The sequence below is a fragment of the Bacillus cereus group sp. MYBK139-1 genome (assembly GCF_051916915.1).
GTDB lineage: Bacteria > Bacillota > Bacilli > Bacillales > Bacillaceae_G > Bacillus_A > Bacillus_A pacificus.
Map to the genome: position 1 here is coordinate 72,997 of NZ_JBQAHO010000005.1, position 26,220 is coordinate 99,216.

Below are 26,220 nucleotides of genomic sequence, written 5' to 3' on the forward strand. Positions count from 1 at the left end.
CTTAATTTAAGAATTCCTCATGTTTGTATTATTTACCAAGAAAGCTCTTCTTGAAGAAGTCCAGTTGGAAATCTAATGTAAGTGGATCATTGAAATAGAATTCCATCATGTTTGCTTCGTATACGCGATTATTTTTTACCGCTGGGATGTTTTTATATGATTCTGTCTCTTGGAATGAGTTATCAGTATCTTTGTTTTTACTTACGATTAAGTAATCACCAGCAAACTCAGGTAATACCTCAGTAGATAATGCGTAATAACCTTCTTTTAATGCTTTTTCTTTTACCTTTTCAGGCATTTTTAATTTCATTTCTTGGTACAGAATTTCTGTTCCACGGCCCCAGTTCTCGCCGTATACATAAAGCTGCTTGTTGAAGTTTTCTACAACAGAAACTGTAGCATCTTCACCGATTTTTGCTTTAATTTCTTTACCAGCTTCTTGTGCACGTTTCTTGAAGTCATCAACCCAAGTTTTTGCTTCTTTTTCTTTGTTTAATAACTTACCAATTTCTAAATGCTGTGTTAAGTAATCAACTTTTCCGTAAGTGTATGTTACAGTAGGAGCGATTTTCTTTAACTTATCAACATTTTTAATATTTGATAAACCGATGATTAAATCTGGATTTAGTTCAGCGATTTTTTCAACATTTTCATCTGATACTTCAGCAACATCTTTAAGTTTGCTATCAAAACGTGGGTTTTGTTTAGACCATGAATCTACCCCAACAAGATTTACACCTAATGACATTACGTTACCAGCGAATGATGATAAAACAACAACGCGTTTTGGATTTGCAGGAACTTCTACTTTACCATTTTCAGATTGGTATGTAATTGTTTCTGATTTACTACCTTTTGCATCATTCTTTTTGTCTGTAGAGCCATTGCTACAAGCGCTCATAACAAGGACGAAAAGAACGGTTAGTGAAATAAATAACTTTTTCATCGTCTGTCTCCTTTAAATAGATGATATGTGTATACAATAATTTGTTTAACTGCAATTTTTTTGAAAGAGTAGTGGTAATACAAAATGTTTATTAAAAATTTTGAATGTGAGATGTCACAATATAGTATTAACCATACTAATAAAAGAAGATGTAATCTCAAATTTTCTAATTATTAACAAATTGATAATGATTATCACTATTGATTCATTAAATAATATAATTTTATCTAGTTGTATTGTCAATAGTAATTTTAATTGTAAATTTTGCGGAAACAGGTTATATTTTATTGAGAATGATAATCAATGATTAGTAGCTGAGGAGTGAGCACGAATGAATCGAGAAGAATTGTTTGATGTAACTGTGATAGGCGGAGGACCTGCAGGGCTTTATTCAGCTTTTTATAGTGGACTCAGAGAAATGAAAACGAAAATAATAGAATTTCAACCACAGCTAGGTGGAAAAATACATGTTTATCCAGAGAAGATGATTTGGGATGTAGGTGGACTATTACCAGTTACAGGTGATAAATTAATTGAGCAACTTGTACAACAAGGGTTAACATTTCAGCCAGAAGTTGTATTAAATACAAAAGTAGAATCGATTATTCGTAATAAAGATGGCACTTTTACGTTAAAAGCAAACGATGGAAAAGAACACTTTTCAAAAACAGTTATTGTGGCAACTGGAAGTGGTATATTGAAACCACAAAAGTTATCAATTGAAGGTGCTGAGCGATTTGAAGTATCGAATTTAAATTATACAGTGAAATCTTTAAAGCGTTTCAAAGATAAAACGATCATTATTTCCGGCGGAGGAAATTCTGCCGTTGATTGGGCAAATGAATTAGAACCAATCGCGAAAAAAGTATATGTAACATATAGAAAAGAAGAATTATCTGGTCATGAAGCACAAGTGAAGCAACTGCTGAACAGCTCAGCTGAGTGTTTCTTTCATACATCGATTACAAAATTAATTGCTGGTGATAGTCATGAAGCGATTGAATATGTAGAATTAACGAATCATGAGACAGGTGAAGTTTCTCATTTACTTATTGATGAAGTTATTATTAATCATGGATATGAACGTGACATTACATTATTAGAAAATAGTGAGTTAGACGTTGCGATTATAGATAATTTTTATATTGCAGGGAATGCAAACAGTGAGTCTTCAGTAGACGGATTATATGCCGCTGGGGATATTTTAAAGCATGAAGGAAAATTACACTTAATTGCGGGAGCATTCCAAGATGCTGGAAATGCTGTAAATAAAGCGAAACAATTTATTCAGCCAAATGCAAGTGAGTATGGAATGGTTTCTTCGCATAATGAAGTATTTAAGAAGAGAAATCGTGAATTGATTAAGCAGATGATGAAATAGTAAAGGAACAAGTATACCCCCATTTACTTCTCTATTCGAATGACGAGAGAGGTAAATGGGGGTTTTCCTGTTTACTATATTTTCAATCATTATAATGACACCGGTTTCATCAGTTCATGTGAAATGAACGTTTTATTTGTAAATCCTCCTATAAAACAATGAATCTATGTTTTGCTGACGCAGAACAGTATTACATTATGCTGTTCCTTTAGCTCGTTCGTTAGGAAATGGCATGTTTAATATAGAAGCAATGTACTGTTTTCCATGCATTCGAGCTAATGATTCTAATATTTGGCGAACACGTTTTGTAAGATGACCTTGTTTTTTTATTTCCTCACAATATGCGTCATAGAAAACGTATTTAGCCCAAAGGAAATCATCTTGTTGGAATAAGAAATGATTTTTGTACCATTCTCCAATTGTATGGTAACAATTGTTTTCCTGTATTGCTACGCTTTGAGAAAGAATACGATCAGATAAAGATGCAGTCAAATGAGAAATTGTGTTTTCTGTTTCAATTTGTAATGTTTTTTCTAACATTGTAATGATGTGACGAGTAGCCATATGTTAACTCTCCTTTGTGTAAATGGGTAATACCATTCTATATTTAAAAAATTCTTACTATATACTATTATACAATATATGGAATGCATCTACCTGCTTTTTAGGTTGCATTTACAAAATCTTTTTTATTTGTTTACAAAAATAAAGTAAGATACAGTATATAGGAAAAAATAATAAAGGAATGAACGAGTTGTATATAACAGTAGAAGAAGCTGCGGAGTATTTGAATTTACCAAAGTCGTATATTGAAGAGTTAATTCAGCAAAAGAAAATTCGTGCACTATTTGATGGAGAGCAATATTTATTAAATAAAGAACAATTCAATACACATTTAGAACAAATGGAGAAATATAAGCAATTAGTGGAAGAAATATTGAACGAACCCATTCCAGAAGATATGGATGTTAAAGACGAAGATTAAACTATGGGAAATCCCTTATGAAGATATGCAGAAATGTATCTTCATAAGGGATTTTTTGTTTAAAGATATTAAAGCATAAGGAGTTGTTAGCCTTTCTTCAAATTTTGATAGGTAATAGTCTACCATGTTAAAAGCATATTTTTTTCTAGCTAGGACAAACATAGAGAACGTAACCTGTACAGATACATATACTATCAGTGCAAAAGCTTATAAATTAATGGAAGGGGTTTTCTCGTGAGTTTATTTCATTGTGATTTCTTGGAAGATTTAATTGGATCTTTTGTGAGAGTAAACAGGGGTGGTCCAGAATCTCAAAAAGGAACAATAGTCGCAGTATGTTCGGATTACTTTGTATTAAAGAATGAAAAAGGAGAGCTCTATTACTATCAGATTCGTCATCTGAAAAGCATTACAAAAAATGTGAAAGATTGTAAAGCAGATGATTGTGGATGGTTGGAATGTGAGTGTGAAGGTGACTTTGAAAAGCTACTTCAAAGCTTCAAATATCGTTGGGTGAAAATTAATCGTGGTGGCCCAGAGAAAGTTGAAGGTATCTTACAAGATGTTTCTTGTGAGTTTGTGACATTAATTGTAAAAGAAGAAGTTATATTAGTTGCAGTACCTCATATTAAGAGTGTCACAGTAGCGTGCGAAGAGAGCGAAGAAAGTAATAATGAAAGCTGTTGTTCAGGTCGAGAGCGCGCACAAAGACCATCAAGTAGAGGAAGATAATAAGAAAGGAGGATATGAATTTGGAGAGTGTATTATGCTGTGAGCAAATTAAGTGCTTAGTTGGTGAGACTGTAAAAGTAAATCTTCGTGGCCCAGAGAGTCGAGTGGGGGTACTTGTATCGTTAGGAAGAGATTACCTTACATTACAACTCCCTCTTGGTGAATTAGTATATTACCAATTGAAACACGTGAAGAGTCTAGTTAAGAAAGTGAAAGAAAGTAAATGTGACGATTGCTATGTTTCATGTTTCTGCTCTGATGATGATACTTTTGTCGATGTATTATGTGACTTGAAGTATAAGTGGGTAAAGATTAATCGTGGCGGCCCAGAGTGTGTAGAAGGCTTACTAAGTGAAGTGCATGAGGAATGTATTACACTAGTAAACTGTGATGAGGTCATTTATATCATTAATTATCATATTAAGAGTGTGAGTCAAGTAGTTAAATGTAAAAAGAATGAAGATGAATAATGTTTAATAAATAAGAGGGGCATTATGAGGGAAAGAGAAGAACAATTTCTTATTTCGATAGTATGAAAAGGAATTACTTACTATTAAGACAGAACTTTGCCCTGATTATTTTTTTACCGAAGACAGGAAAGAAGAAATTTATAGGAAGGAGGATATAGATGAATGAGTTGAATAAAAATATTGGAGAAAATATATATATTAAATTAATCGGTGAAAAAAGATTTAAAGGTGTATTAATAGACGTAGGAAATGATATCGTTGTTCTTTACAATGGACAAGACTACGTATATATATCTTTATATCATGTACAACATTATAAAATTTTACGACCACATGATGAAGAAGTAGCAAAACCAGATGTTGATTCTGTCATTAAGAGAGAATCTCCTTCAATTTCTTTGAGGAAAGTATTAAGTACCTCTAAAGGGATTTTTACAGAAATTTATGTAGCTGGAAATGCTCCAATACATGGATATGTTACAAGTGTAATGAACGATTATATCGTTTTTTATAGCCCGGTTTATAAAACAGTGTATATATCTTTAAAGCATTTGAAATGGTTAATTCCGTATAAAGAAAATCAAGTGCCTTATGCCCTCAATAAAAATGAACTCCCCGTGAATCCATTAAATATTACGTTAGCTCGAACTTTTGAAGAACAGCTTATTAAAATGGCTGGCAAAATCATGGTGTTCGATTTAGGTGAGGAATCTAATAAAATCGGAAAGATGGCAAAAATTGATGAAGGTCATATTGAAATATTAAAGGCGCGTGATGCGAAAATGTATGTAAATATTCAACATGTAAAATCTGTCCATTGTCCGTAAGTTAATTGAAAGGGCTGGCTTTTTCTTTTATATGTAGAAGAAAAGGTCGAGCCTATTTGTTTAGGTCGATTTGAATATGAGGGAAAAAATGAATTGAATATAAATATGTTAGTATGACTGTTGAAGAGGAAATTTTGTGCGAAATTATAAAGAATATGTACGAGCTATCTTTTGATGTATTCAATTTATTTTTTTGAGGGAGAACTGCTTAACTAATATATTAAAGGGGTTTTGTTGGTGGAGCAGTTTCCAAATTCGTTATCGATTACATTACTTGGCAGTGCTGGTGGAGCAGCAAAAGCAGTTTTAGCGATTTTAAATCAAGCGATAGTAAATGAAAAAGACCCGATTTATGAAGTCATAAAGAATGTTACATTTTATTTGGTTGATATAAAACAAAAAGATAGGACGTATTATGACGAGTTGTTTCCAAATTTGAAAGATCAATTGTTTTTATCCGAAATAGACCTCCAAGATGTAGTGACATTTAAAAAGCATTTAAAAGAAAGTAGTACGAGCGTTGTTATTGATGTTTCGGGGGCAGATACGATCAGAGTATTAAGCTGTTGTAATGAACTTGGAATTTGTTATATTAATTCAGCTTTGGAAAACGAGGCAGTAGATCAGGACGATAGTTTAATCGGCTTTCAGCTTACGGAAAGATATACGAGATTTGAGAAGGAAAAAGAGAAATTTACAAATACAAAAGCAATTATAGGCTCAGGTATGAATCCAGGTGTCGTTCAATGGATGGTTGTTGAACTTATGAAGGAACGCCCGAATGAAAAGCCAAGAGCATGCTATATAGTAGAACATGATACGTCATTTTTGAATGATACAGCACTGATAAAGCCTCATACACTGTATGCTTCATGGGCAGTAGAGCGATTTCTAGATGAAGCGATATGGAGTTATCCGATGTATATGAGTCATCATCGTCCTCTTTACTTTTATGAAGATGTATATGCTTCAGAGTATAAAGTAAAGTTGGGAGAGAAAGAGTTTTACGGTTGTTTGATGCCGCATGAGGAAGTTTTAATTTTAGGGAAAAACTTTAACATGGAAGTAGGGTTTCTTTACCGAATTAACGAGTATACAACAAATATAATTAGACAGAATTTAGATAAGGTAGAAGATCTATGGAATTGGAATCGTAAAGTATTTAATCCAGCCGAAGAAGAGATTGCGGGCGAGGATCTAGTCGGTGTATTACTCGTTTATGAAAATAGCGAGACCTATATGTATAACGTGATGAATAGCAGTCAAGTTTTTCATAAATATAAAACGAATGCGACATACTTCCAAGTAGGATGTGGCATTTATGCTGGCTTGTGTAGTTTACTGTTCGATAACTTTAAACAAGGTGCCTATTATGTAGAGGAATTATTATTAAATACAGAAAGTAAGTACGGAGAATATTTGAATTTATATATGAATGATTTTGTAGTTGGTGGAAATGACTTTACGGATGGATTGCTACATGATCGGGTAAGATGGATATAAGTTGTGACGAAAAGGAAGGGGAAATCTCCTTCCTTTTCCCGTTATAAGGTTACAGATTGCTCTGAAAGTAATTTCATACTTATAATTTAATGAGATAATATGTAGAGTTTTTGTATTGATCATGAGGAGTAGCAAGGAAGTATTGCGATTCAAAGTAGCGGAGAGCTAGGAATGAAAGTGGAGATTTTTTTACTGATAGTATAATGTGCTAGAAGAAAATATTTTTCAGAAAAGTGTTCTTGTTGCGTAAATATAAACATTTTATAAAATGTTTCGAGAAGGGTTTTTTTTATAAAATACTTCGTTTATAATGGAGGAAAATATCGACATGAGATTTGTTATTCATGTAACGGTTCGGTAGTGTTAGAAAAAGAAGGGGTGCACGCGCATCCTTTTTTCTATGCAGATATTATGAAAGAGGTGGTATGATGGAATTAACATTAAATTCGACTGTATGCTTGCACACAATTCAATTTCGAAAAGAGCAAAAGAATTATATTGTAAAAGATACAATTACAGGAGAAAAATATGAAATGCCGCCACTTTGGATTGATGCATTGGCAATGATGCGTGACGGTTTTTTATTAGGGGAAATTGAGGAGAAATTAAAAGAAGAGTATCCGGAAGAAGAAATAAATATGTTAGCATTTACGAGGCAACTGTTAGAGCTAGAGCTTGTCGGAATGGTCGATGGGGAAGAAATAGCTTGTACAAAGAAGAAAGAGAAAGATTATTTAGCTTGGTTACGTCCTCGCGTTGAGCAATTCTTTCTTAGTTTAAATAAAAGAAATAGAAGCAAAGGTCAATGATGATCTTTGCTTTTTTGTATAGTTTGTTTAAAAAATTACAGCGAATGCTCTTGCGAAAGCACCGTCGCTATTTTTAATTTTTAAAGGTGCTGCTGAGAAAAAGAAACGTTTCGCATTAATGGCATCTAAGTTTGTTAAGTTTTCGATTAAATAAATATTATTCCCAAGTAGTATGTGATGAATCGGTGATGTTTCTGTCGTTACCTCGTCGGGAGAAATGAAATCTAAACCGACAGATTTTACTTTTAATTGAACTAATTCTTCAGCTAATTCTTCGGAAAGATAAAAGGCTTCTTGTTCATACGCTTCTGTATTCCATTTATTAGATAGGTTGGAATGGAAAATGACAATATCACCTTCTTTTATGTCAGCATTGTGTAACACTTCTTTAGGTAGTTTTCGTTCTTGTACATGAGTTACATCAATAAGAACAGCTTCACCTACAAATTGATCTAGGGGCAATTGATCAATGGTCGTTGCGCCTGAAATGAAATGAGCAGGAGCATCACAATGTGTACCAACATGAACGACAGAATGAAAATCTGTAACTTGATATCCTGTCTCTTCAACACTTGTAATGGCTTCTAAATTGATTTTTGGTGTTCCAGGAAATTGAGACATATTGTTTTCAAATGTTTGGGATAGGTCAATTACTTTCACTTTAAATACCTCCAAGTATATATTTTGAAATATAAAAAACTCACCTTTCATAATCAAGAAAGATGAGTTTTGCACACAATAGTTACGTTTTATCTTTCAAAATGCAATGCATTTTGCAGGAATTAGCACCTATTCAGTTTGTATAAACTGAGGTTGCTGGGCTTCAAAGGGCCGGTCCCTCTGCCTCTCTTGATAAAGGTATATTCAATTTAAAGTTCGGAATTTTCGTGATAATAAAATTGTAATTCATTTCCTTTTTCTATGCAACACAAAATAGGTATTCACCCAAATAAAGTTGCTCGCATATTGTAGCTTATGTAAATAGAATGCTGCGAAGGAGTGAGTGCAGTGACAGGGAATGTATTGAATTATTATGCTGGTGGAAATACAGCTAGAGGATTTCATAATTTATATGAAGAGAATTTAAAAGGACTAAACAGATTATTTATTTTAAAGGGTGGACCTGGAACGGGAAAATCTTCTTTAATTAAGGCAATAGGTCGTGAATGGGTTGAAAAGGGATATGATATTGAATTTTTACACTGTTCTTCTGATAATAAATCGGTTGATGGTGTCATTATCCCGAAGTTAAAAGTAGGAATTGTTGATGGAACATCACCGCATGTTATTGAGCCAAAAATGCCAGGAGTTGTCGAGGAGTATATTAATTTAGGAATTGCTTGGGATTCAGATAAGTTAAGAAAGCAGAAAGTGGAAATTGAACGATTTGTTTCAGAAGCAAGCAAAGCTTTTCAAGCTGCTTACGCTCGTTTTAACGAGGCATTAGTTATACATGATGAGTGGGAGAAAATATATATTAGTAATATTGATTTTAATAAAGCGAATGAACTAACCGAGCAGCTCATTCAGAAATTATTTACAGATAAAGTTGGGAAACAATCGCTTGTGAAACATCGGTTTTTAGGAGCGGCTACACCGAAAGGAGCAGTTGATTTTGTTCCTAACTTAACAGAAGGATTGCCACATCGTTATTTTATAAAAGGACGCCCAGGTTCTGGAAAATCAACAATGCTCAAAAAATTAGCTAAGGCAGCAGAAGAAAAAGGGTTTGAAGTTGAAGTATATCATTGTGGGTTTGATCCAAATAGTCTTGATATGGTTATCGTAAGAGAATTAGGGTTTGCGATTTTCGATAGCACCGCACCACATGAATATTTTCCAAGCCGCGAAGGTGATGAAATTATAGATATGTATGCCCTTATTGTGACACCAGGGACGGATGAGAAGTATGCGGAGGAAATTCGTGACGTCTCTATTCAATATAAAGCAAAAATGAATGAGGCGATGTCTTTCTTAGCAAAGGCGAAATCAGTTCGTGATAAATTAGAACGAATTTATATTGCTGCTATGGATTTTTCAAAAGTAGATGCATACAAAGAGGAGATTCAAAAAGAGTTTGAACGAATTGCGGTTAGTGTAACTGAAAAGAACAAGTAAAAAATAACGAATTTTGACAGGCTGTCGGAAATTTTCTGACAGCTATTTTAGTATGTAGTAAACTTAGTAATATATTTGTCGAATTTCCAAGGAAATAATCAAAAAATGGAGAGGGTATGAAATGAGAGAGAAAATTAAGTTGGAGTTAGAACGAATTGAGAAAGAAAATGATGTGAAAATTTTATTCGCTGTGGAGTCAGGGAGTCGTGCATGGGGATTTCCATCAAAAGATAGTGATTATGATGTTAGATTCGTTTATATGCACCCGGTAGAATGGTATTTATCCATTCATGATAAACGAGATGTAATTGAGTATCCGATTAGTGATGATTTAGATATAAGCGGATGGGATATTAAAAAAGCGTTACAACTATTTGCAAAGTCAAACCCAGCTTTGCTCGAATGGATTCGATCACCCATTTTTTATTCGAAAAACTCTAATTTTCCAGAAAAGCTTCAGCAAATGAGTGAAAAGAATTTTGATCCAAAAGCAACGATATACCATTACCTACATATGGCTTCAAAAAATTATCGTGAATTTTTGCAAGGTGAGAATGTAAAATTGAAAAAGTACTTTTATGTATTGCGTCCTATTTTGGCTTGTAAGTGGCTAGAGGAGAAAACAACTTTGCCTCCTGTAGAATTCGATCGATTAATTACAGAATTATCAATAGAGCGTAGCGTATTAGATGAAATTGAACGGTTGTTAATAAAGAAAAAGGCAGGTACTGAATTAGATGTTGGATTGAAAATTGAGGTGTTGAATCAATTTTTAGAAGAACAAATTCATTACTATCAGCAATACGTAAAAGGAATTGAAAAGGGACCAGGGATCGATATTGAGAGTTTAAATACATTGTTTCGAGATATGTTGTTTGCGGTATACGAAAAAGAGCACAAGTAAGTTTGTGCTCTTTTTATTTTGTAGGAATAAAGAAAACAGATATAGCTGCAAGAAGACCTGCAAATGAGAATAAGTAAAAATTCCATGCTAAGTCATATTGCATTGTCATAATAATACCGACAAGAATAGGACCAGTAATTGCGCCAACTCGGCCAAGTCCAAGTCCCCAGCCTAAGGAAGTAGCTCGGATATGTGATGGGAAGTATTGTGTTACATATGCATTTAATATTTGAGTAATGCCAACTGACCCAATTCCAGCAAGACCAATTAAAAGATAGATGATTGTAACAGATGGTTTAATTGTTAATAGTCCAATACATATAGCTGCCATAAGATAGGAGATGCTAATAACAATTTTAGCTCCTATACGATCGGCGATTGCTCCAGCAAATAATGCACCGATAGCGGCAGTAATATTTAGCATAAGTAGGAATGATAGACTAGATCCAAGAGGGTATCCTGCCTGTCGCATCATCTGAGGTAACCAAGTATTTAAACCATATATTAAAAACATACCCATTATATAAGTGATCCAAAAAAGCAGCGTTGCTTTTCTGTATTCTTTTGAGAATAAAGTAAGAAATCCATTTCTCTTTCGCATATTAGATGAGGGTTGATGAGTTTCATCTTTCACATAGAATTCAATTTGAAAACGATTAAGGATTTGGTTAACTTCTTTTTGGCGATTACGTGATAATAAAAATTGAATGGATTCAGGTAAATAACGAATAATGAAAGGAATAAGGAGTAGTGGAATCATTCCGATGCCAAACATAGTTCTCCATCCGAAACCTTCTAACATAAACATAGACAAAATAGCGCCTAACACGATCCCTAAAGGATAGCCAGTAAACATAAGAGCATAAATAAAAGATTGTCGCTTTTTTGGTGAATATTCAACAGTAAGTGCTGAAGCTGTTGGAATAACACCACCTAATCCGATTCCTCCGATAAACCGAGATAAACCAAATAATTCGGGAGAAGGAGCAAGTGCAGCTAGGCCCATTGTGATAGAAAAAAGTGCTAAACAGCATATAAGCGTCCATTTCCGTCCAATTAGATCTGTAATGGTTCCAACTAGAATAGCGCCAATAAACATACCAAATAAAGCATAGCTAGCAATTGTACCAGCATGTGCCGGCGAAAGTGCCCAGCTTTTGTCTTCTAGGAGCTTTGGCAGAACGGCACCGTAAATACCTAAATCATATCCATCAGCTAGAATAGCTAGCCAACAAATAAAAACAACAAGTTTTGTAATAGAGCTCGAAAAGATAGTTTCTGTAGATTCTAGATGAGGTGGAGCTGAAGGTTGCATAGTATTCACCCCTTTTATTTGTAGATGAATATATTATTTTATTCCATGTTAATATTTCCCTCCTTGTGTCGAAATTTATCCCGCTTTAATGGGCAGTAAGACCCCCACCTCAAAATTCAGCGAAAGCAAAGAAGTTAGGTGGGGGCTGATTAAAGTTTCACTTTATCTGAAAAGGTTTTATAACAAATAAAGAAGCTCAACAGTCATTCTGTTGAACTTCTTTATTTGTTTACTCATTATCAACTCGTTTTAACGGTTGATCTGCCGGACCTTCAATAACATCTCCCTCAATTGAAAAGCGTGAACCGTGGCAAGGACAGTCCCAAGTACAATCACCATTATTCCATTCAACTTCGCAGCCGAGATGTGTACAAGTTGTATCGACAATATGTAATTTTCCATCTTTGTCCTTATAAGCACCTGCTCGTTTCCCGTTAACATGTACGACAGATCCTTCACCAACTTCGAGGTCTTCTGGTTTACGTAATGCAGTTTCAATCTTTCCTTCAATTAAATGTTTCGCAACATCAAGGTTTTGGGAGAGGAACGTTTTTATATCTGGATTTGCATGGAAGCGTGATGGTGCATACAGTTCTTTATATGGACTGTCTACTTTTAGAATGGAATCCTTCAGTAAATGAGCGGCAGCAGTTCCAGTTGTCATTCCCCATTTACGATATCCAGTTGCAACAAATATATTTGGATTGCTCTCGTTAATATGTCCGATATAAGGGAGCTTATCTAGTGTAATTAAATCTTGTGCTGACCATCTATAAGGAACTTCATCTATTCCAAACGTTGCTTCCGCAAAAGAATAAAGTGCTTCGTAATGAAGCATCGTGTTTATTCCTTGTCCTGTTTTATGACTTTCTCCGCCAATTAAAATTAATTTTTCCCCATTGCTTGTTGTGTAGCGTAAGGAGCGTTTTGGGTCATCAATACTTAAATACATGCCACCTGGATAATCTGTTTTTGCTTTAATAGCAAGAGCATAAGAGCGTTCTGCGTACATTCGCGTAAAGAAAAAGCTATTTGCATCATAAAAAGGAAAGTGTGAACAAGAGACAACATATTCACAAGTGATGCGATGTCCGCCCTTTGTAATGACTTGTGGAGAATCTCCTTTTTCTACATCCATAGCAGTCGTTTGTTCGTAAACTTTTCCGCCCATTTCCACAAACTTTTCTAAAAGTGTTTTCAAATAAAGAAGGGGATGAAACTGGGCTTGATTTTTCATGACAAGTGCAGATTGTACTGGAATTGGAATCGATAGAGATTGAACATAGTCACAAGGTATATTTAATTTTTGATAGGCTTCATATTCTTTCGATAAACTTCTTAATCCCTTATCGGTAGTTGTATATAAATATGAATCTTCATTTGAGAAATTACAGTCGATTTTATATGTTTGCACAGTTTCATTAATAAATTGTAGAGCATGATTATTTGATTCATAGTAAAGCCCGGCCTTTTCCATACCGAAATGATTGATTAATTCATCATAAATAAGATTATGTTGCGCTGTTATCTTTGCTGTTGTATGCCCAGTCGTCCCGTTTAAAATAAGCCCAGAATCAATTAACACAACATCGATGCCTTCTTTTGCAAGTAAATAGGCAGTAGTAATACCTGTAATACCAGCACCGATAACAGCAACTTTTGTCTTTATATTTTCAGATAAAGGGGGAAAAGTTGGGATTTGGGTAGATTCAATCCAATAAGATGATGGGAATTGTGGAAACGTATCGCTTGTCATTAAGGAAACCTCCTGATTTAGAACAATTTTCCTTTTAATATTTCCATATGATATGAAATTCATGTGTGTTGTTTTAGAGGTAGGCTATTTTTATCTCACTTTAATGGACAGTAAGACCCCCACCTCAAAATTCAGCGAAAGTAAAGAAGTTAGGTGGGGGGCGGGCTACCCATAAAAGTCCGATTGGTGAGGGCTAATAATCAGCGGGAGATGAAGCCCCCCACTGATTAAAGTTTCACTTTATTTAAAAGAAAGATAAAATTATCTCGATATAATTATTGGACGTTGTCGGTATGAAGAGGTAGGAGTTGTGTAAAGCTAGATTTAGATGAGTATATTTGTTGTTTAAACAGAGAGTTCTTGAATAAGATAGAGTCTATAGCATGGCAAAGTACGTATATGTATAATGAATGAAACCTTATAAAATCTATGTTTTTTCTTTAGTGAAATAAAGTATAATTATAAAAATATAACCAACTTTTATTACTAGGTCATAAAAGTTGTTGACAATGTGGAAATTCTATTGATATGATTCATCATGTGGAAAGGTTGATAGAGAGTAAAAAGATAAATGTTTTTCATTGATAATAAAAGCGAAAAATAAGTGACGATAGAGTGAGTATATTTTCCTTATAACAGATGCTTTTTAATCACCTAGTAAAATCAATCTGGAAGCAAGAATTGATATATGTAAGTTGCGCAAGGCGCGGCATAAGAAAGGGGCAAAAGGATGAAGGAGCTTCATACGTTTGGGTGGTATGCAGCACGTGTATCACCACATTTGCCGAAAAAAGCATTTAAACCAGTTCCTACTCGTTTATTTGGCGGACTGGCTTATTTACTTGTGGCATTGGCGGGGTTAATATCGATTGGTGTATTTGAATTGAATGTGTGGGCTAATCTAGGAATTGCGATCGTTCTTGGATTATGTTTTGCTTCACTTGGGTTTTTAGGGCATGAAATTTTACATGGAACTGTTGTAAGAAAGGCATGGCTTCGTGATTTCTTAGGAGCGATTGCATTTATGCCATTATCAACAGGTCCTAAACTTTGGCGAAAGTGGCATAATGCAACGCATCACGTTCATACACAACATGAAGAGAATGATCCAGATGCATGGCCTACACTTGAGAAGCTTAAAAAGAGTAAGTTTTTGAGCTGGGTATATCGCATGCCTCTTCATGTACGTTCATTCTTTAGTTTTCTGTCACTAACAATTCAATTTACATTGCATTCGACTCGAATGTTCTTTCATTTTATAAAAGAGTTTAAGTCATCCAATCAAAAATCTGTATGGCTTCAACTTCTTTTGCCTTGGACTGTTTGGATTAGTTTATTGTTTATTATGGGGCCTGGAAAATGGTTATTTGCATATGTGATTCCATTGTTAATTGCTAACTTTATTGTAATGGCATATATCGCAACAAATCACCGCTTAAATCCAATTGTTCCAGTAAATGATCCGTTAGCAAACTGTTTATCAGTAACAGTGCCGCGTTGGGTAGACATTTTACATTTCAATTTCTCATATCATACAGAACATCATTTGTTCCCTGCTATGAGCTCTAAATACTACCCGTTAGTAAAAGAGAAAATTAAAGAAATGTGGCCGGAACGCTATCATGAGATGCCGATGACAAAAGCTTTGGCAGCGCTATGGAATACACCACGTGTGTATTATCAAGGAAGTGAATTAGTGGATCCGCATAGAGAGCATTTCTATGGTTCTTTAGGAAATGGGCTAGATCCTCATAATATTTCATATCGTGAGGAACATATAGAGGAAGAAGAGAGTATTAAAAAAGTAAATCCGTAAAAATTGATATATGTTGCAGTGAAAAAGCAAGCCATCTCAGGCTTGCTTTTTCTTATAAAGAGACTTCCTTTTTGTTCTTTGTATGGAATTGGACGGAGTTAGTTTCTTTTCGTTGTAGTCGTTTTTCTAAAAGGTTAACAAGGTACGTGAATAGGAGAACAAGAACAAGATAATATAAACCAACAATTATGTATGTATCTAATTGTTGGAAGTTACCTGCAGCAATGGATAAACCTGATCCCCATAATTCGGACAATCCTACATATGCAACGAGGGAAGAGTCCTTTAATCCAATAATAAACTGATTTCCTAAAGGAGGAATAGATTGACGGAATGCTTGCGGTAATACAATACGGCGCATCGCTAAAGGATACGGCATACCTAGAGAGCGAGCAGCTTCCATTTGCCCACGATCGACAGATTGGATAGAGCCTCGGAAAATTTCAGTAATATATGCACCGTTATGAATTGCTAAAGCAATGGCTCCTGCCCAAAAAGGAGTAAAAACAACAACGGATGTAATCCCAAAATAGAGAATGGCGATTTGAACAATTAAAGGTGTACCACGAATAATGGCGATGTATATGTGAGCAATACTATTTAAAACTTTATTGTTAGAGATTCGAAAGAAAGCGAATAGTAATCCAATTAGTGAACCGAGTAATAGGGATGTTAGTGTTAATTGTAATGTGACAATAGTAGCTTTTAAGAGTGTGGGATAGGTAGAGATAAAAATTTCAAACATGCGTTTCACCTCATATTATATAGATTTTAGTAGAGAATGAAATGCCCCACACAAAGTGGGGCATAATTTATGGAAACTTTGAAGGGCTAAATTACTTCGTTTTTTCCTCTTCACCAAGAATATTACGCCCAAACCATTTTTTACTGATCTTTTCATACGTACCATCTTTAATAATTTCATCTAAAGCTTTATTTACTTTCTCGACCATTTCTTTATCATCTTTACGAATAGCAATTCCCATTTCATCAAGGTTTAGTGGTTTTCCAGCTTCTTTTATATTTGATTTACCTTCTTTGATCATGCGTAAACCAACCATTTGATCTGTAATTACTGCGTCAATACGTCCAGGCTCTAAGTCCATAAGTGCAGTAATATCGCTATCGTATTCTGTAATTTGATCTGTATGTTTTGCAACGAGGTCTTTAAAGGTACTAGCTTTTACAACACCAATTTTCTTACCCTTTAAATCTTCTGGAGAAGAGATAGATGTATTCTTTTTAGCTACAAAAATTTGGGCACCAGAACGATAATAAGGATTTGAGAAATTAACAGCTTTTAAGCGTTCTTCTGTAATTGCCATACTGCCCAGTATTACATCATACTTTTTCGCTTTGAGACCTTGGATTAGCGTTTCCCATGGATTTGTAATAGGGGTTGGTTTCATATTCATTTTTTTCGCGAGTGCTTCACCTAGTTCTACATCAAAACCGACAAGTTTTCCGTCATTTTCTTTATAGTTAAAAGGTTTATATAAGCCACTCATCGCATAACGAAATTCTTTTTCACCATTTGAAGAAGTAGTAGCACTTTCCTTACTACAGGCTCCTAGTATAAAGGATGTGCATAATGTAATACTCGCAACAATGGTTAATAGTTTTCTTTTCATAAAACCCCTCCTATATATTGATCATACGGATGGTTTTAAGTATGTTATTGAAATATTTTATTTAGGTGATTAGTTGTGCACCGTATGAATGTATTTCTTTTCGTTTGAGACAGAAGTTATATTATAAAACGTTGCGTAAAAATTGTTTCGCTCGTTCATGTGATGGAGCTGAAAAGAATTGTGCTGGCGGAGCATCTTCTACAATTTTTCCATCATCCATAAATATGACGCGATCAGCTACATCTCTTGCGAAATTCATTTCATGAGTAACAATAACCATGGTCATTCCTTCTTCAGCAAGTTCTTTCATAACTTGCAATACTTCTCCAACAAGTTCAGGGTCTAAAGCTGAGGTAGGTTCATCAAATAGCATAATTTTAGGATTCATAGCAAGAGCTCGTGCAATAGCAATACGCTGTTTTTGACCACCTGATAGGAGATGGGGCGTTACATCTGCTTTATCTTGTAGGCCGACTTTTTGCAGAAGCTGATTTCCGATTTTTTTTGCATTTGCTGCTTCTAATTTTTTTACATGAATAGGTGCTTCTATGATGTTTTCTAGTGAGGTCATATGAGGAAAGAGGTTAAAGTGCTGAAAAACCATACCGACATTTTCGCGGACTTTGTTTAAATTTGAATGCTTTGGATCAATTCGTTCACCTTGTAAGTGAATTTCACCTTCATCGTACATTTCTAAAAAGTTAAGACAGCGAAGTAATGTACTTTTACCGGAACCACTGGCACCAATTAAAACGACAACTTCTTTTTCTTGTACTTCTAAATCAATTCCTTTTAAAACGTCAAGTGAGCCAAATGATTTTACTAGATTTCGAACCTGAATCATACAAAACCCCCAGTCAAAAATATATTTTACAAATGTTGCCCCTTATTTCTGTTATTAGTCACAAATTGTCAGAATCCTTTATTTTTTTCGTGGATTTGATATTAAAGGAAATAATAATTTTTTGAAATCTCTATATCCTTCTATAATGAAAATATGGATAATAATATATAGGTAGTACTTATATTACTTATACAAAGGGGGAAAGAAGAGATGGAAAAAGAAAGGAAGACATTTTCCTTTGGCTTACGTACACAACTTATGCTATTCACTACAGTTTTAGCTTTAATTACATATTCAACAAGTATATTTTTTATTTATGTGATATATGATTATTTTCAAAGTTATGTAAGTCAAACTGCATATAATATTATCGTTATGTTATTAGGGGTAGTATGGTCTGGAATTTTAGCATATGGAGCAGCCATATTTTTAATTAAACCGCTTCGAAAGTTAGAGGAGGCGGCGAGAAAAGCGGCTGAAGGAGACATTCGTGAAGATGTTCCGTTACCGAAGACTGATGATGAAATTAAATCTTTAAGTGTTGCATTTAATATGATGCTAGGGAACTTAAGGGGCATGGTAAAAAATATTGATACAACATTTTCGTATACAAACAATCAAGTACAGCAAATTAGAAAACAAACAGGCGAAGCAACGAAACAAGCACAAGGTGTTTCTGAAACACTTGCAGAGATTTCTTCTGGCGCTGAACAATCAGCGGCATCCATTCAGGCAATTGTTTCTGCTGTTGATACAACAACTTCTATTGCAAGTGAAGTAGAAGAGAAAGCGAAACAGTCTGATGAGTTGTCTTCAGAAATGGTTCAAGCTTTAGGGCATAGTACTCGTGTCTTTACGTCTTTAATTCAAGGTATTCAAACATTGGCGAAAGAAAATGAAGATTCAATGCAAAATGTACAGAAGTTAGAGGAAAGAATGAAACAAGTAGAACACATTGTATCTGTTGTGAGTGAGATTGCTAGCCAAACTAATTTATTAGCACTAAACGCTTCTATTGAGGCTGCTCGTGCAGGAGAGCATGGAAGAGGCTTTGCGGTTGTTGCGGAAGAAGTACGAAAACTTGCTGATGAAAGTGATCATTCTGCAAGAAACATATCGCAGTTATTACGAAATATGCAAGAGGAAGTACAACAAGTTGCAATGAAAATGACAGAACAAGTGAAAATAGCTAAAGAAGAGGCGAAACGTGGGGAGGCTACGGAATTAATTTTAAAAGAAATGTCATCAAGTGTTATGGAAGTAGCGGATGCAACCAAGCAAATTAGTGGTTATATGAATGAACAAGTGAACCACATTCATCAAACAGGAGCACAAACAAAGGCCGTAGCAGCAATTGCTGAAGAAACGTCAGCTGGTTCACAAGAAGTAGCACGTGTGACGTTGCAACAATCTAAAAATATGATAGCAATCGATCAATTATTAAAGGATCTAGAGAAACAAGCAACAGAATTGAAACAAACAATTAAACGATTTTCAATGTAAAAGAGAAGAACAGAATACTGTTCTTCTCTTTTTTTAGCTAGATTTAATATCTATAGTTAAAAGATATAAACTATGAACGTTTCCGCAACATTCTTTTCTGTCCCTTTCGGATGAAATTTATAGCGAGCTATAATATTAAAAGGGGTGTCTTTTATGAAAAAAGAAAAAAGACAACGATTAATTAAACAATTTGTAAAAGAGTATGAAATAGAGAAGCAAGAAAGATTAGTAGAATTGTTAGCAAAAAAAGATGTATTAGTAACACAAGCTACGGTTTCTCGAGATATTCGTGAGTTAAACTTAACGAAGGTACCTTCTCAAGAAGGATTGATGATATATAAAATTTTCTCAGAAGAGCATTTACAAACTGATATAAAATTAAAGAAAAAATTACGAGAGGTTGTTGTGAAAATTGATTGTGTAGATCAATTAATGGTTATTAAAACATTACCTGGAAATGCACATGTTATTGGTGTTTTGTTTGATGAGTTAGATTGGAAAGAAAAAATAGGATGTATATGTGGAAATGATACATGCCTTATAATTTCTCAGTCGAAATCAGATAGGGAGATTTTAGAAGAACGATTAAATTTAATTCTTTAGATGCAAAATCCTGTTTTTAATTTTTATTAAAAACAGGATTTTTGTGTAAATACGGAAGTTAAATATTCAACATATATGCGTAATATATGTATTTTTTATTAAAAAATCGGGATGGATTATTATAAAAATACAAATTAATATGATTTTAAAAAAATAACTTGTTTAATATTTCACAATGATAATGTGGATGATTTCACAAAGGTGAAAGCGTGTAGCATTTATTATGTACTTGTAAGACATCAAACATATTTAAAAGGAGGTACAACAAATGAAGCATCCGATACATGTTACTTCAGAAATTGGGGAATTACAAACGGTTTTATTAAAACGACCGGGTAAAGAAGTGGAAAACTTAACACCAGATTATTTACAGCAATTATTATTTGACGATATTCCATACTTACCAATTATTCAAAAAGAGCATGATTATTTTGCACAAACGTTACGCAATCGGGGTGTTGAAGTTCTTTATTTAGAAAAACTAGCCGCTGAGGCGTTAGTAGATAAAAAACTTCGAGAAGAATTTGTTGATCGTATTTTAAAAGAAGGACAGGCCGACGTAAATGTTGCACATCAAACTTTAAAAGAATATTTACTTTCCTTTTCAAATGAAGAATTAATTCAAAAAATTATGGGCGGTGTACGGAAAAACGAAATTGAAACAAGTAAGAAGACACATTTATATGAATTAATGGAAGATCACTATCCGTTTTACTTAGATCCAATGCCTAATTTATATTTTACTCGTGATCCAGCAGCTAGCGTGGGCGATGGCTTAACGATAAATAAGATGAGAGAACCAGCGCGTAGACGTGAATCATTATTCATGGAGTACATCATTAAATATCATCCAAGATTTGAAAAACATAATGTACCAATCTGGTTAGATCGTGATTATAAATTTCCAATTGAAGGTGGCGACGAGCTAATTTTAAATGAAGAAACAATTGCGATTGGAGTATCTGCTCGTACTTCAGCTAAAGCAATTGAACGTTTAGCAAAAAATCTCTTTAGCCGACAAAATAAAATTAAGAAAGTGTTAGCAATAGAAATTCCAAAATGCCGAGCATTTATGCATTTAGATACAGTATTTACAATGGTTGATTATGACAAGTTTACAATTCACCCAGCTATTCAAGGGCCAAAAGGGAATATGAATATTTATATTTTAGAAAAAGGATCAGATGAGGAAACTCTTAAAATTACACATCGTACTTCTTTAATGGAAGCATTAAAAGAGGTATTAGGCTTAAGTGAATTAGTTCTTATTCCATGTGGAGGAGGAGATGTAATTGCTTCTGCTCGTGAACAATGGAATGATGGCTCGAACACATTAGCAATCGCGCCAGGTGTAGTTGTTACATATGATCGCAACTATGTATCCAATACGTTATTACGGGAACACGGTATAGAAGTGATTGAGGTGCTAAGTTCAGAATTATCTCGTGGTCGTGGGGGTCCACGTTGCATGAGTATGCCAATTGTTCGTAAAGATATTTAGTATAAATAACGGAGAAAGTAGGGATGAAGTATGTTAATGACTAGACCAAATTTAAAAGGAAGAAGCTTTCTAGCAGAAAAAGATTTTACACAAGAAGAATTGTTATATTTTCTAGATTTGGCAGCAGAATTAAAAGAGAAAAAGAAAAATGGTATCCCGCATCATTATTTAGAAGGTAAAAATGTAGCGCTCTTATTTGAAAAAACTTCTACTCGTACGCGTTGTGCATTTACAGTAGCATGTACAGATTTAGGGGCAAATCCTGAATATTTAGGGAAAGGTGATATTCAGCTTGGGAAAAAAGAATCTGTAGAGGATACAGCAAAAGTGTTAGGGCGTATGTTTGACGGAATTGAGTTTCGTGGATTTAATCATGAAACTGTAGAATCTTTAGCACAAAATTCTGGTGTGCCGGTTTGGAATGGATTAACAGATATGTGGCATCCAACACAAACACTAGCAGATTTATTAACAATTAGAGAACATGTAGGGAAACTGAAAAATGTGAAGCTCGTTTACGTTGGAGATGGACGAAATAATGTTGCTAATAGCTTACTAGTTGGTGGCGCAATCGTTGGAATGGATGTACGTATTTGTACACCGGAAACTTTATGGCCTGCACAAGAAGTAATAGATTTAGCAAAAAAATATAATGAACAGGTAATGATAACAAGTAATGTGGAAGAAGCAGTTGCGAATGCAGATGTAATTTATACAGATGTATGGGTGTCTATGGGGGAAGAAGAAAAATTTGCTGAACGTGTCAAGTTATTGAAACCTTATCAAGTAAATATGAAAATGATTAAAGAAACAGGAAATGAAAACGTGATTTTCTTACATTGTTTACCTGCATTTCATGATGTCGAAACGATGTATGGCGAAGAAGTTTATGAGAAATATGGGTTGAAAGAAATGGAGGTAACTGACGAAGTATTCCGCAGTAAACATTCAAAAGTATTTGATCAAGCTGAAAATAGAATGCATACAATTAAAGCGGTTATGGCAGCTACTTTAGGAAACATGGAGTAAAGAAGAAAGGGAGTCTTCCTTTCTTCTTTCTCCTCCTTTAGACACTATCATTCACTATTGCTTTTGTATTGTTATTGCAATTAAAGAGAGGTGAGTGGAATGGGTGAAGATAAGAAACTAGGGTTGTTTACATTAACGGCTCTTGTAGTGGGGTCTATGATTGGCGGTGGAGCCTTTAATTTAGCGAGTGATATGGCAAAAGGTGCTGGTGCTGGAGCCATTATTATTGGCTGGGTTATAACAGGAATTGGGATGATTGCACTTGGATTATCTTTTCAAAATCTAACTGTAAAACGGCCAGATTTAGATGGTGGTATTTTTAGCTATGCAAAAGCAGGGTTTGGTAATTTTATGGGGTTTAATAGTGCGTGGGGATACTGGCTATCTGCTTGGCTTGGGAATGTAGCTTACGGCACATTATTGTTTTCTTCATTAGGATATTTCTTCCCGATCTTTGAAGGCGGGCAAAACGTAGCGTCCATTGTTGGTGCAAGCGTATTATTATGGTGTGTTCACATGTTAATTTTACGTGGAGTTCAATCAGCGGCACTTGTGAATTTAGTAACTACAATCGCAAAATTAGTACCTGTATTTGTATTTATTGTCATAGGAATCTTCGCGTTTCATATTGATACGTTTTTAGATGGATTTTGGGGGCAAACTGGTTCTTTTTCATGGGGAGCAGTTGGCAGCCAAGTTAAAAGTACAATGCTTGTAACTTTATGGGTATTTATTGGGGTAGAAGGTGCTGTTGTTTTATCCAGTCGAGCAAAAAATAGAAGTGATGTAGGGAAAGCAACGGTTATTGGCTTAATTGGTACACTCATCATTTACATTTTAATCACATTATTGTCTCTTGGACTTATGCAACAAGCAGATATTGCTGGTTTGAAAAATCCGGCTATGGCTTATTTATTTGAAAGTGTTGTTGGAAAATGGGGTGCTATCTTTATTAATTTAGGTTTAGTCATCTCAGTATTAGGTGCTTGGTTAGGGTGGACTTTGCTCGCTTCTGAAATTCCATATTTAGCGGCTAAAGATGGAGTATTTCCAAAATGGTTCGCAAAAGAAAATAAAAATAAGGCTCCAGTAAATTCATTATGGATAACAAATGGTTTAATTCAAATGTTCTTGTTAACATTCGTCGTTTCTGATCAGGCGTATAACTTTGCATTCTCTTTAGCATCTTCAGCTATTTTAATTCCATATGCTTTTTCAGCATTTTATCAACTGAAGCATAGCTTAAAGTCTGAGGAAGTAGATCGAAATAAAAATATAGTAATTGGCTTGATAGCAAGTATTTATGGCGTTTGGTTAGTTTATGCAGCTGGTTTAGAGTATCTATTATTAACAATGACTTTATATGCGCCAGGTATTTTTATTTTTTACAATGTTCAAAAGCAAAAGAGTTCGAAGCAAATATTTACTCGAGTGGAATTAGCATCATCCGTAGCAATTGGTGCTTTAGCATTTTTTGCGATTTATGGATTAATTACAGGCAGCATTACTTTATAGAGCTCTGTGAAAACGAAATGAACTGGAGGGCTGAAATATGGCACGAAGAAAAATTGTAGTTGCACTAGGGGGAAATGCGATACAGTCTGGAAAAGCTACTGCGGGGGCGCAGCAAGAAGCGTTGGAAAAAACGGCGGAACAACTTGTGAAAATAATGGAAAATGATGTAGATATAGTAATTGCACATGGAAATGGCCCACAAGTGGGGAATATTTTATTGCAGCAAAAAGCTGCAGAAACGGAAAAGACACCTGCAATGCCATTAGATACTTGTGGGGCAATGAGTCAAGGAATGATTGGATATTGGATGGAAAATGCGATTGAAAAGGCATTGAAAAAACGGAATATAAAAAAAGATGTAGCAACGGTTATAACACGCGTTGTTGTGGATAAAAAAGATGAGGCATTTAAAAATCCAACTAAACCAATTGGTCCTTTTTATACAGAAGAAGAGGCCAGAAGATTAATGGACGAAACAAAAGCAGTGTTTAAAGAAGATGCGGGTAGAGGGTGGAGACGTGTTGTTCCATCACCGAAGCCTGTAAGTATTCATGAACATAAAGTGATTAATTCTTTGGTCGAAGATGGAAATATAGTGATAGCTGTTGGCGGTGGTGGAATTCCAGTAATTGATTCTGAAGAAGGGCTAAAAGGAACTGAAGCGGTTATCGATAAAGATTTCGCTGCGCAGAAATTAGCAGAATTAGTAGATGCCGATACGCTTGTTATTTTAACTGCAGTTGATCATGTGTATGTAAATTATAATCAACCGAATCAAAAAAAATTAGAGCATGTCACAGTGAATCAATTAGAAGAATACATTGAGGAACAGCAATTTGCTGCGGGAAGCATGCTTCCAAAAATTGAAGCTGCTATTAATTTTGTTAATACAAATACAAAAAGAAAAACAATTATTACGTCTTTAGAAAAAGTATATGAAGCACTAGAAGAAAAAGCCGGTACTATTATTTCAAAACAAAATGTATGCATGTATGTTTAAATACATTATGTACGCTACTTATTATTGAAAAAAGAATGAAGTTAGTAACTTCATTCTTTTTATTGATTCATATTTTTTGTACGTATTGTTCATAAAGTTTTCATGATGAAATCTGAATATATAAGTTAGTTATGATAAAATTCAAATTGAATACGCTTTCTTGATTTTTCGCTCCAACATACAGCAAGAGAGAGGGAATTTTATGAATAGACGGAACGTAGTTAAGGATTTAAAGCAGTTCGAATTATTTGCTCATTTAACAGAAAAGAAATTGAAAGGTTTGACGGAGTTTGTCTATTGGCGAACTTATAAAAAGGGTCAATTTTTATTTTTAGAAGGGGATTCAAGAGAAAGAATTTACTTCATGTTAGATGGATTTGTAAAGTTAGAGCGGGTAAATCAAAGTGGGAATTTATTATATGATGACTATGTAAAGAGGTATTCTATTTTTCCTTATGGTGGTATGTTTACAGACAGAGGATATAACTATACGGCAGAAGCGATGACAGATGTAGAGGTCTATTATATTCCGACAGTAATTTTCGAAGATATGGTGAAATCTAGTAGGACACAATTAATGTATGTTGTTCAGCAATTATCATCGATATTAAAGCTAAACGAAAATCGAGTACAAAATATTACAATTCCTAATGCACAAGATCGGGTCATTCAAACATTAAATTATTTAATGCAGGATTTAGGAGAACAGAGTGGCGAAACGATTGTAATTTCCTGCCCACTTACAACCATTGAAATATCGAAAATATCTGGTACGTCTCGAGAGACGGTTAGTAGCGTATTAAAACAATTAAAAAATGATAGTATTGTTACAATTTTAGATAAAAAAATTACAATACATAATCCAACATATTTTGAGGAAATCTCTATGTGAAAATTGTAGATTGATTTTTTAATTCATATTGTATATTAATAAGGTTCTTTATATATTTATAAGGAACTTTTTTACGTTATCCTCTATAAAAAGATTGTATAGTATAGTAATAATAGCTAAAATCGATAATAAAAACAAAG

General features: G+C 34.3%; 25 protein-coding genes, 1 pseudogene and 1 riboswitch. Of the genes and pseudogenes, 18 read left to right on the top strand and 8 right to left on the bottom strand.

Annotated features, from left to right (window positions below):
* Positions 1–28: 28 nt before the first annotated feature.
* Entirely contained in the window at positions 29–946 is a 918-nt protein-coding gene (locus ACTFRS_RS23040; RefSeq protein ID WP_000732578.1) for an iron-hydroxamate ABC transporter substrate-binding protein, read from the bottom strand.
* A 331-nt stretch (positions 947–1,277) separates the two neighbouring features.
* On the opposite strand from ACTFRS_RS23040, the gene ACTFRS_RS23045 reads away from it, so the two are divergent.
* Complete coding sequence (locus tag ACTFRS_RS23045) at positions 1,278–2,327, top strand: NAD(P)/FAD-dependent oxidoreductase (RefSeq protein ID WP_139869462.1); 1,050 nt, start codon at positions 1,278–1,280, stop codon at positions 2,325–2,327.
* Positions 2,328–2,522: 195 nt separating this feature from the next.
* On the opposite strand, the gene ACTFRS_RS23050 is transcribed toward ACTFRS_RS23045, so the two are convergent.
* The gene (locus tag ACTFRS_RS23050; RefSeq protein ID WP_000235473.1) at positions 2,523–2,891 is read right to left on the bottom strand and encodes a hypothetical protein; all 369 of its coding nucleotides are present in this window, start codon (positions 2,889–2,891) and stop codon (positions 2,523–2,525) included.
* 181 nt (positions 2,892–3,072) lie between these two features.
* Between ACTFRS_RS23050 and ACTFRS_RS23055 the strand changes: the two genes are divergently transcribed.
* From ACTFRS_RS23055 to ACTFRS_RS23080, 6 genes are all read left to right on the top strand, one after another.
* Positions 3,073–3,312 carry a helix-turn-helix domain-containing protein gene (locus tag ACTFRS_RS23055; protein ID WP_001004507.1) on the top strand — a complete coding sequence of 80 codons (240 nt, stop codon included), beginning with the start codon at positions 3,073–3,075 and terminating at the stop codon, positions 3,310–3,312.
* A 234-nt stretch (positions 3,313–3,546) separates the two neighbouring features.
* The gene (locus tag ACTFRS_RS23060; protein WP_139869463.1) at positions 3,547–4,044 is read left to right on the top strand and encodes a spore coat protein; all 498 of its coding nucleotides are present in this window, start codon (positions 3,547–3,549) and stop codon (positions 4,042–4,044) included.
* A 20-nt stretch (positions 4,045–4,064) separates the two neighbouring features.
* Positions 4,065–4,514 carry a hypothetical protein gene (locus ACTFRS_RS23065; protein WP_000446703.1) on the top strand — a complete coding sequence of 150 codons (450 nt, stop codon included), beginning with the start codon at positions 4,065–4,067 and terminating at the stop codon, positions 4,512–4,514.
* A 158-nt stretch (positions 4,515–4,672) separates the two neighbouring features.
* Positions 4,673–5,341, top strand: a complete 669-nt coding sequence (locus ACTFRS_RS23070) for a hypothetical protein (RefSeq protein WP_001004262.1) — start codon at positions 4,673–4,675, stop codon at positions 5,339–5,341.
* A 237-nt stretch (positions 5,342–5,578) separates the two neighbouring features.
* A complete protein-coding gene (locus tag ACTFRS_RS23075; protein WP_139869464.1) occupies positions 5,579–6,844 on the top strand; it encodes an S-adenosylmethionine decarboxylase related protein in 1,266 nt (421 codons plus the stop codon).
* Positions 6,845–7,272: 428 nt separating this feature from the next.
* Positions 7,273–7,653, top strand: coding sequence for a hypothetical protein (locus ACTFRS_RS23080; RefSeq protein WP_000424113.1), 381 nt, complete (start codon positions 7,273–7,275; stop codon positions 7,651–7,653).
* A 27-nt stretch (positions 7,654–7,680) separates the two neighbouring features.
* Here the strand turns inward: ACTFRS_RS23080 and ACTFRS_RS23085 are convergent, their stop codons facing one another.
* Positions 7,681–8,313, bottom strand: coding sequence for a cyclase family protein (locus tag ACTFRS_RS23085; RefSeq protein WP_000862960.1), 633 nt, complete (start codon positions 8,311–8,313; stop codon positions 7,681–7,683).
* 86 nt (positions 8,314–8,399) lie between these two features.
* A riboswitch (SAM riboswitch) is annotated at positions 8,400–8,512 on the bottom strand.
* 149 nt (positions 8,513–8,661) lie between these two features.
* Between ACTFRS_RS23085 and ACTFRS_RS23090 the strand changes: the two genes are divergently transcribed.
* Both ACTFRS_RS23090 and ACTFRS_RS23095 read left to right on the top strand, forming a co-directional pair.
* Complete coding sequence (locus tag ACTFRS_RS23090) at positions 8,662–9,771, top strand: PRK06851 family protein (protein WP_000147491.1); 1,110 nt, start codon at positions 8,662–8,664, stop codon at positions 9,769–9,771.
* 121 nt (positions 9,772–9,892) lie between these two features.
* On the top strand, positions 9,893–10,675 hold the full coding sequence (locus ACTFRS_RS23095; protein ID WP_318160956.1) for a nucleotidyltransferase domain-containing protein: 783 nt from the start codon (positions 9,893–9,895) through the stop codon (positions 10,673–10,675).
* Positions 10,676–10,688: 13 nt separating this feature from the next.
* On the opposite strand, the gene ACTFRS_RS23100 is transcribed toward ACTFRS_RS23095, so the two are convergent.
* Together ACTFRS_RS23100 and ACTFRS_RS23105 are read right to left on the bottom strand one after the other, a co-directional pair.
* A complete protein-coding gene (locus ACTFRS_RS23100) occupies positions 10,689–11,990 on the bottom strand; it encodes an MFS transporter (RefSeq protein WP_139869466.1) in 1,302 nt (433 codons plus the stop codon).
* Between the two features lie 229 nt (positions 11,991–12,219).
* Positions 12,220–13,746, bottom strand: coding sequence for an FAD-dependent oxidoreductase (locus ACTFRS_RS23105; protein WP_440025179.1), 1,527 nt, complete (start codon positions 13,744–13,746; stop codon positions 12,220–12,222).
* 730 nt (positions 13,747–14,476) lie between these two features.
* Here ACTFRS_RS23105 and ACTFRS_RS23110 point away from each other — a divergent pair.
* A complete protein-coding gene (locus ACTFRS_RS23110; RefSeq protein WP_440025177.1) occupies positions 14,477–15,562 on the top strand; it encodes a fatty acid desaturase family protein in 1,086 nt (361 codons plus the stop codon).
* 52 nt (positions 15,563–15,614) lie between these two features.
* On the opposite strand, the gene ACTFRS_RS23115 is transcribed toward ACTFRS_RS23110, so the two are convergent.
* From ACTFRS_RS23115 to ACTFRS_RS23125, 3 genes are all read right to left on the bottom strand, one after another.
* Positions 15,615–16,307 (bottom strand): amino acid ABC transporter permease, encoded by a 693-nt coding sequence (locus ACTFRS_RS23115; protein WP_242294346.1) that lies wholly within the window; start codon positions 16,305–16,307, stop codon positions 15,615–15,617.
* Between the two features lie 91 nt (positions 16,308–16,398).
* Positions 16,399–17,193, bottom strand: a complete 795-nt coding sequence (locus tag ACTFRS_RS23120) for an ABC transporter substrate-binding protein (RefSeq protein WP_000823737.1) — start codon at positions 17,191–17,193, stop codon at positions 16,399–16,401.
* A gap of 121 nt (positions 17,194–17,314) precedes the next feature.
* Positions 17,315–18,037: an amino acid ABC transporter ATP-binding protein gene (locus tag ACTFRS_RS23125; protein WP_016716340.1), complete on the bottom strand. Its 723-nt coding sequence runs from the start codon at positions 18,035–18,037 to the stop codon at positions 17,315–17,317.
* A gap of 375 nt (positions 18,038–18,412) precedes the next feature.
* Here ACTFRS_RS23125 and ACTFRS_RS23130 point away from each other — a divergent pair.
* The 8 genes and pseudogenes from ACTFRS_RS23130 to ACTFRS_RS23165 form a co-directional block, all read left to right on the top strand.
* Positions 18,413–18,598, top strand: a pseudogene (locus ACTFRS_RS23130) (HAMP domain-containing protein); the annotation flags it as partial.
* A gap of 15 nt (positions 18,599–18,613) precedes the next feature.
* Positions 18,614–19,540, top strand: coding sequence for a methyl-accepting chemotaxis protein (locus ACTFRS_RS23135; protein WP_406565725.1), 927 nt, complete (start codon positions 18,614–18,616; stop codon positions 19,538–19,540).
* Positions 19,541–19,693: 153 nt separating this feature from the next.
* A complete protein-coding gene (argR, locus tag ACTFRS_RS23140) occupies positions 19,694–20,143 on the top strand; it encodes an arginine repressor (protein WP_000711840.1) in 450 nt (149 codons plus the stop codon).
* A gap of 268 nt (positions 20,144–20,411) precedes the next feature.
* Positions 20,412–21,644 (top strand): arginine deiminase, encoded by a 1,233-nt coding sequence (gene arcA, locus ACTFRS_RS23145; protein ID WP_000682337.1) that lies wholly within the window; start codon positions 20,412–20,414, stop codon positions 21,642–21,644.
* Between the two features lie 30 nt (positions 21,645–21,674).
* Positions 21,675–22,673 (top strand): ornithine carbamoyltransferase, encoded by a 999-nt coding sequence (gene argF, locus ACTFRS_RS23150; RefSeq protein ID WP_002163765.1) that lies wholly within the window; start codon positions 21,675–21,677, stop codon positions 22,671–22,673.
* Between the two features lie 99 nt (positions 22,674–22,772).
* A complete protein-coding gene (gene arcD, locus ACTFRS_RS23155; protein ID WP_000503408.1) occupies positions 22,773–24,188 on the top strand; it encodes an arginine-ornithine antiporter in 1,416 nt (471 codons plus the stop codon).
* Positions 24,189–24,225: 37 nt separating this feature from the next.
* Positions 24,226–25,188, top strand: a complete 963-nt coding sequence (gene arcC / locus ACTFRS_RS23160; protein WP_139869470.1) for a carbamate kinase — start codon at positions 24,226–24,228, stop codon at positions 25,186–25,188.
* Positions 25,189–25,390: 202 nt separating this feature from the next.
* Positions 25,391–26,080, top strand: a complete 690-nt coding sequence (locus ACTFRS_RS23165; protein WP_001081912.1) for a Crp/Fnr family transcriptional regulator — start codon at positions 25,391–25,393, stop codon at positions 26,078–26,080.
* The last annotated feature ends 140 nt before the right edge of the window (positions 26,081–26,220 follow it).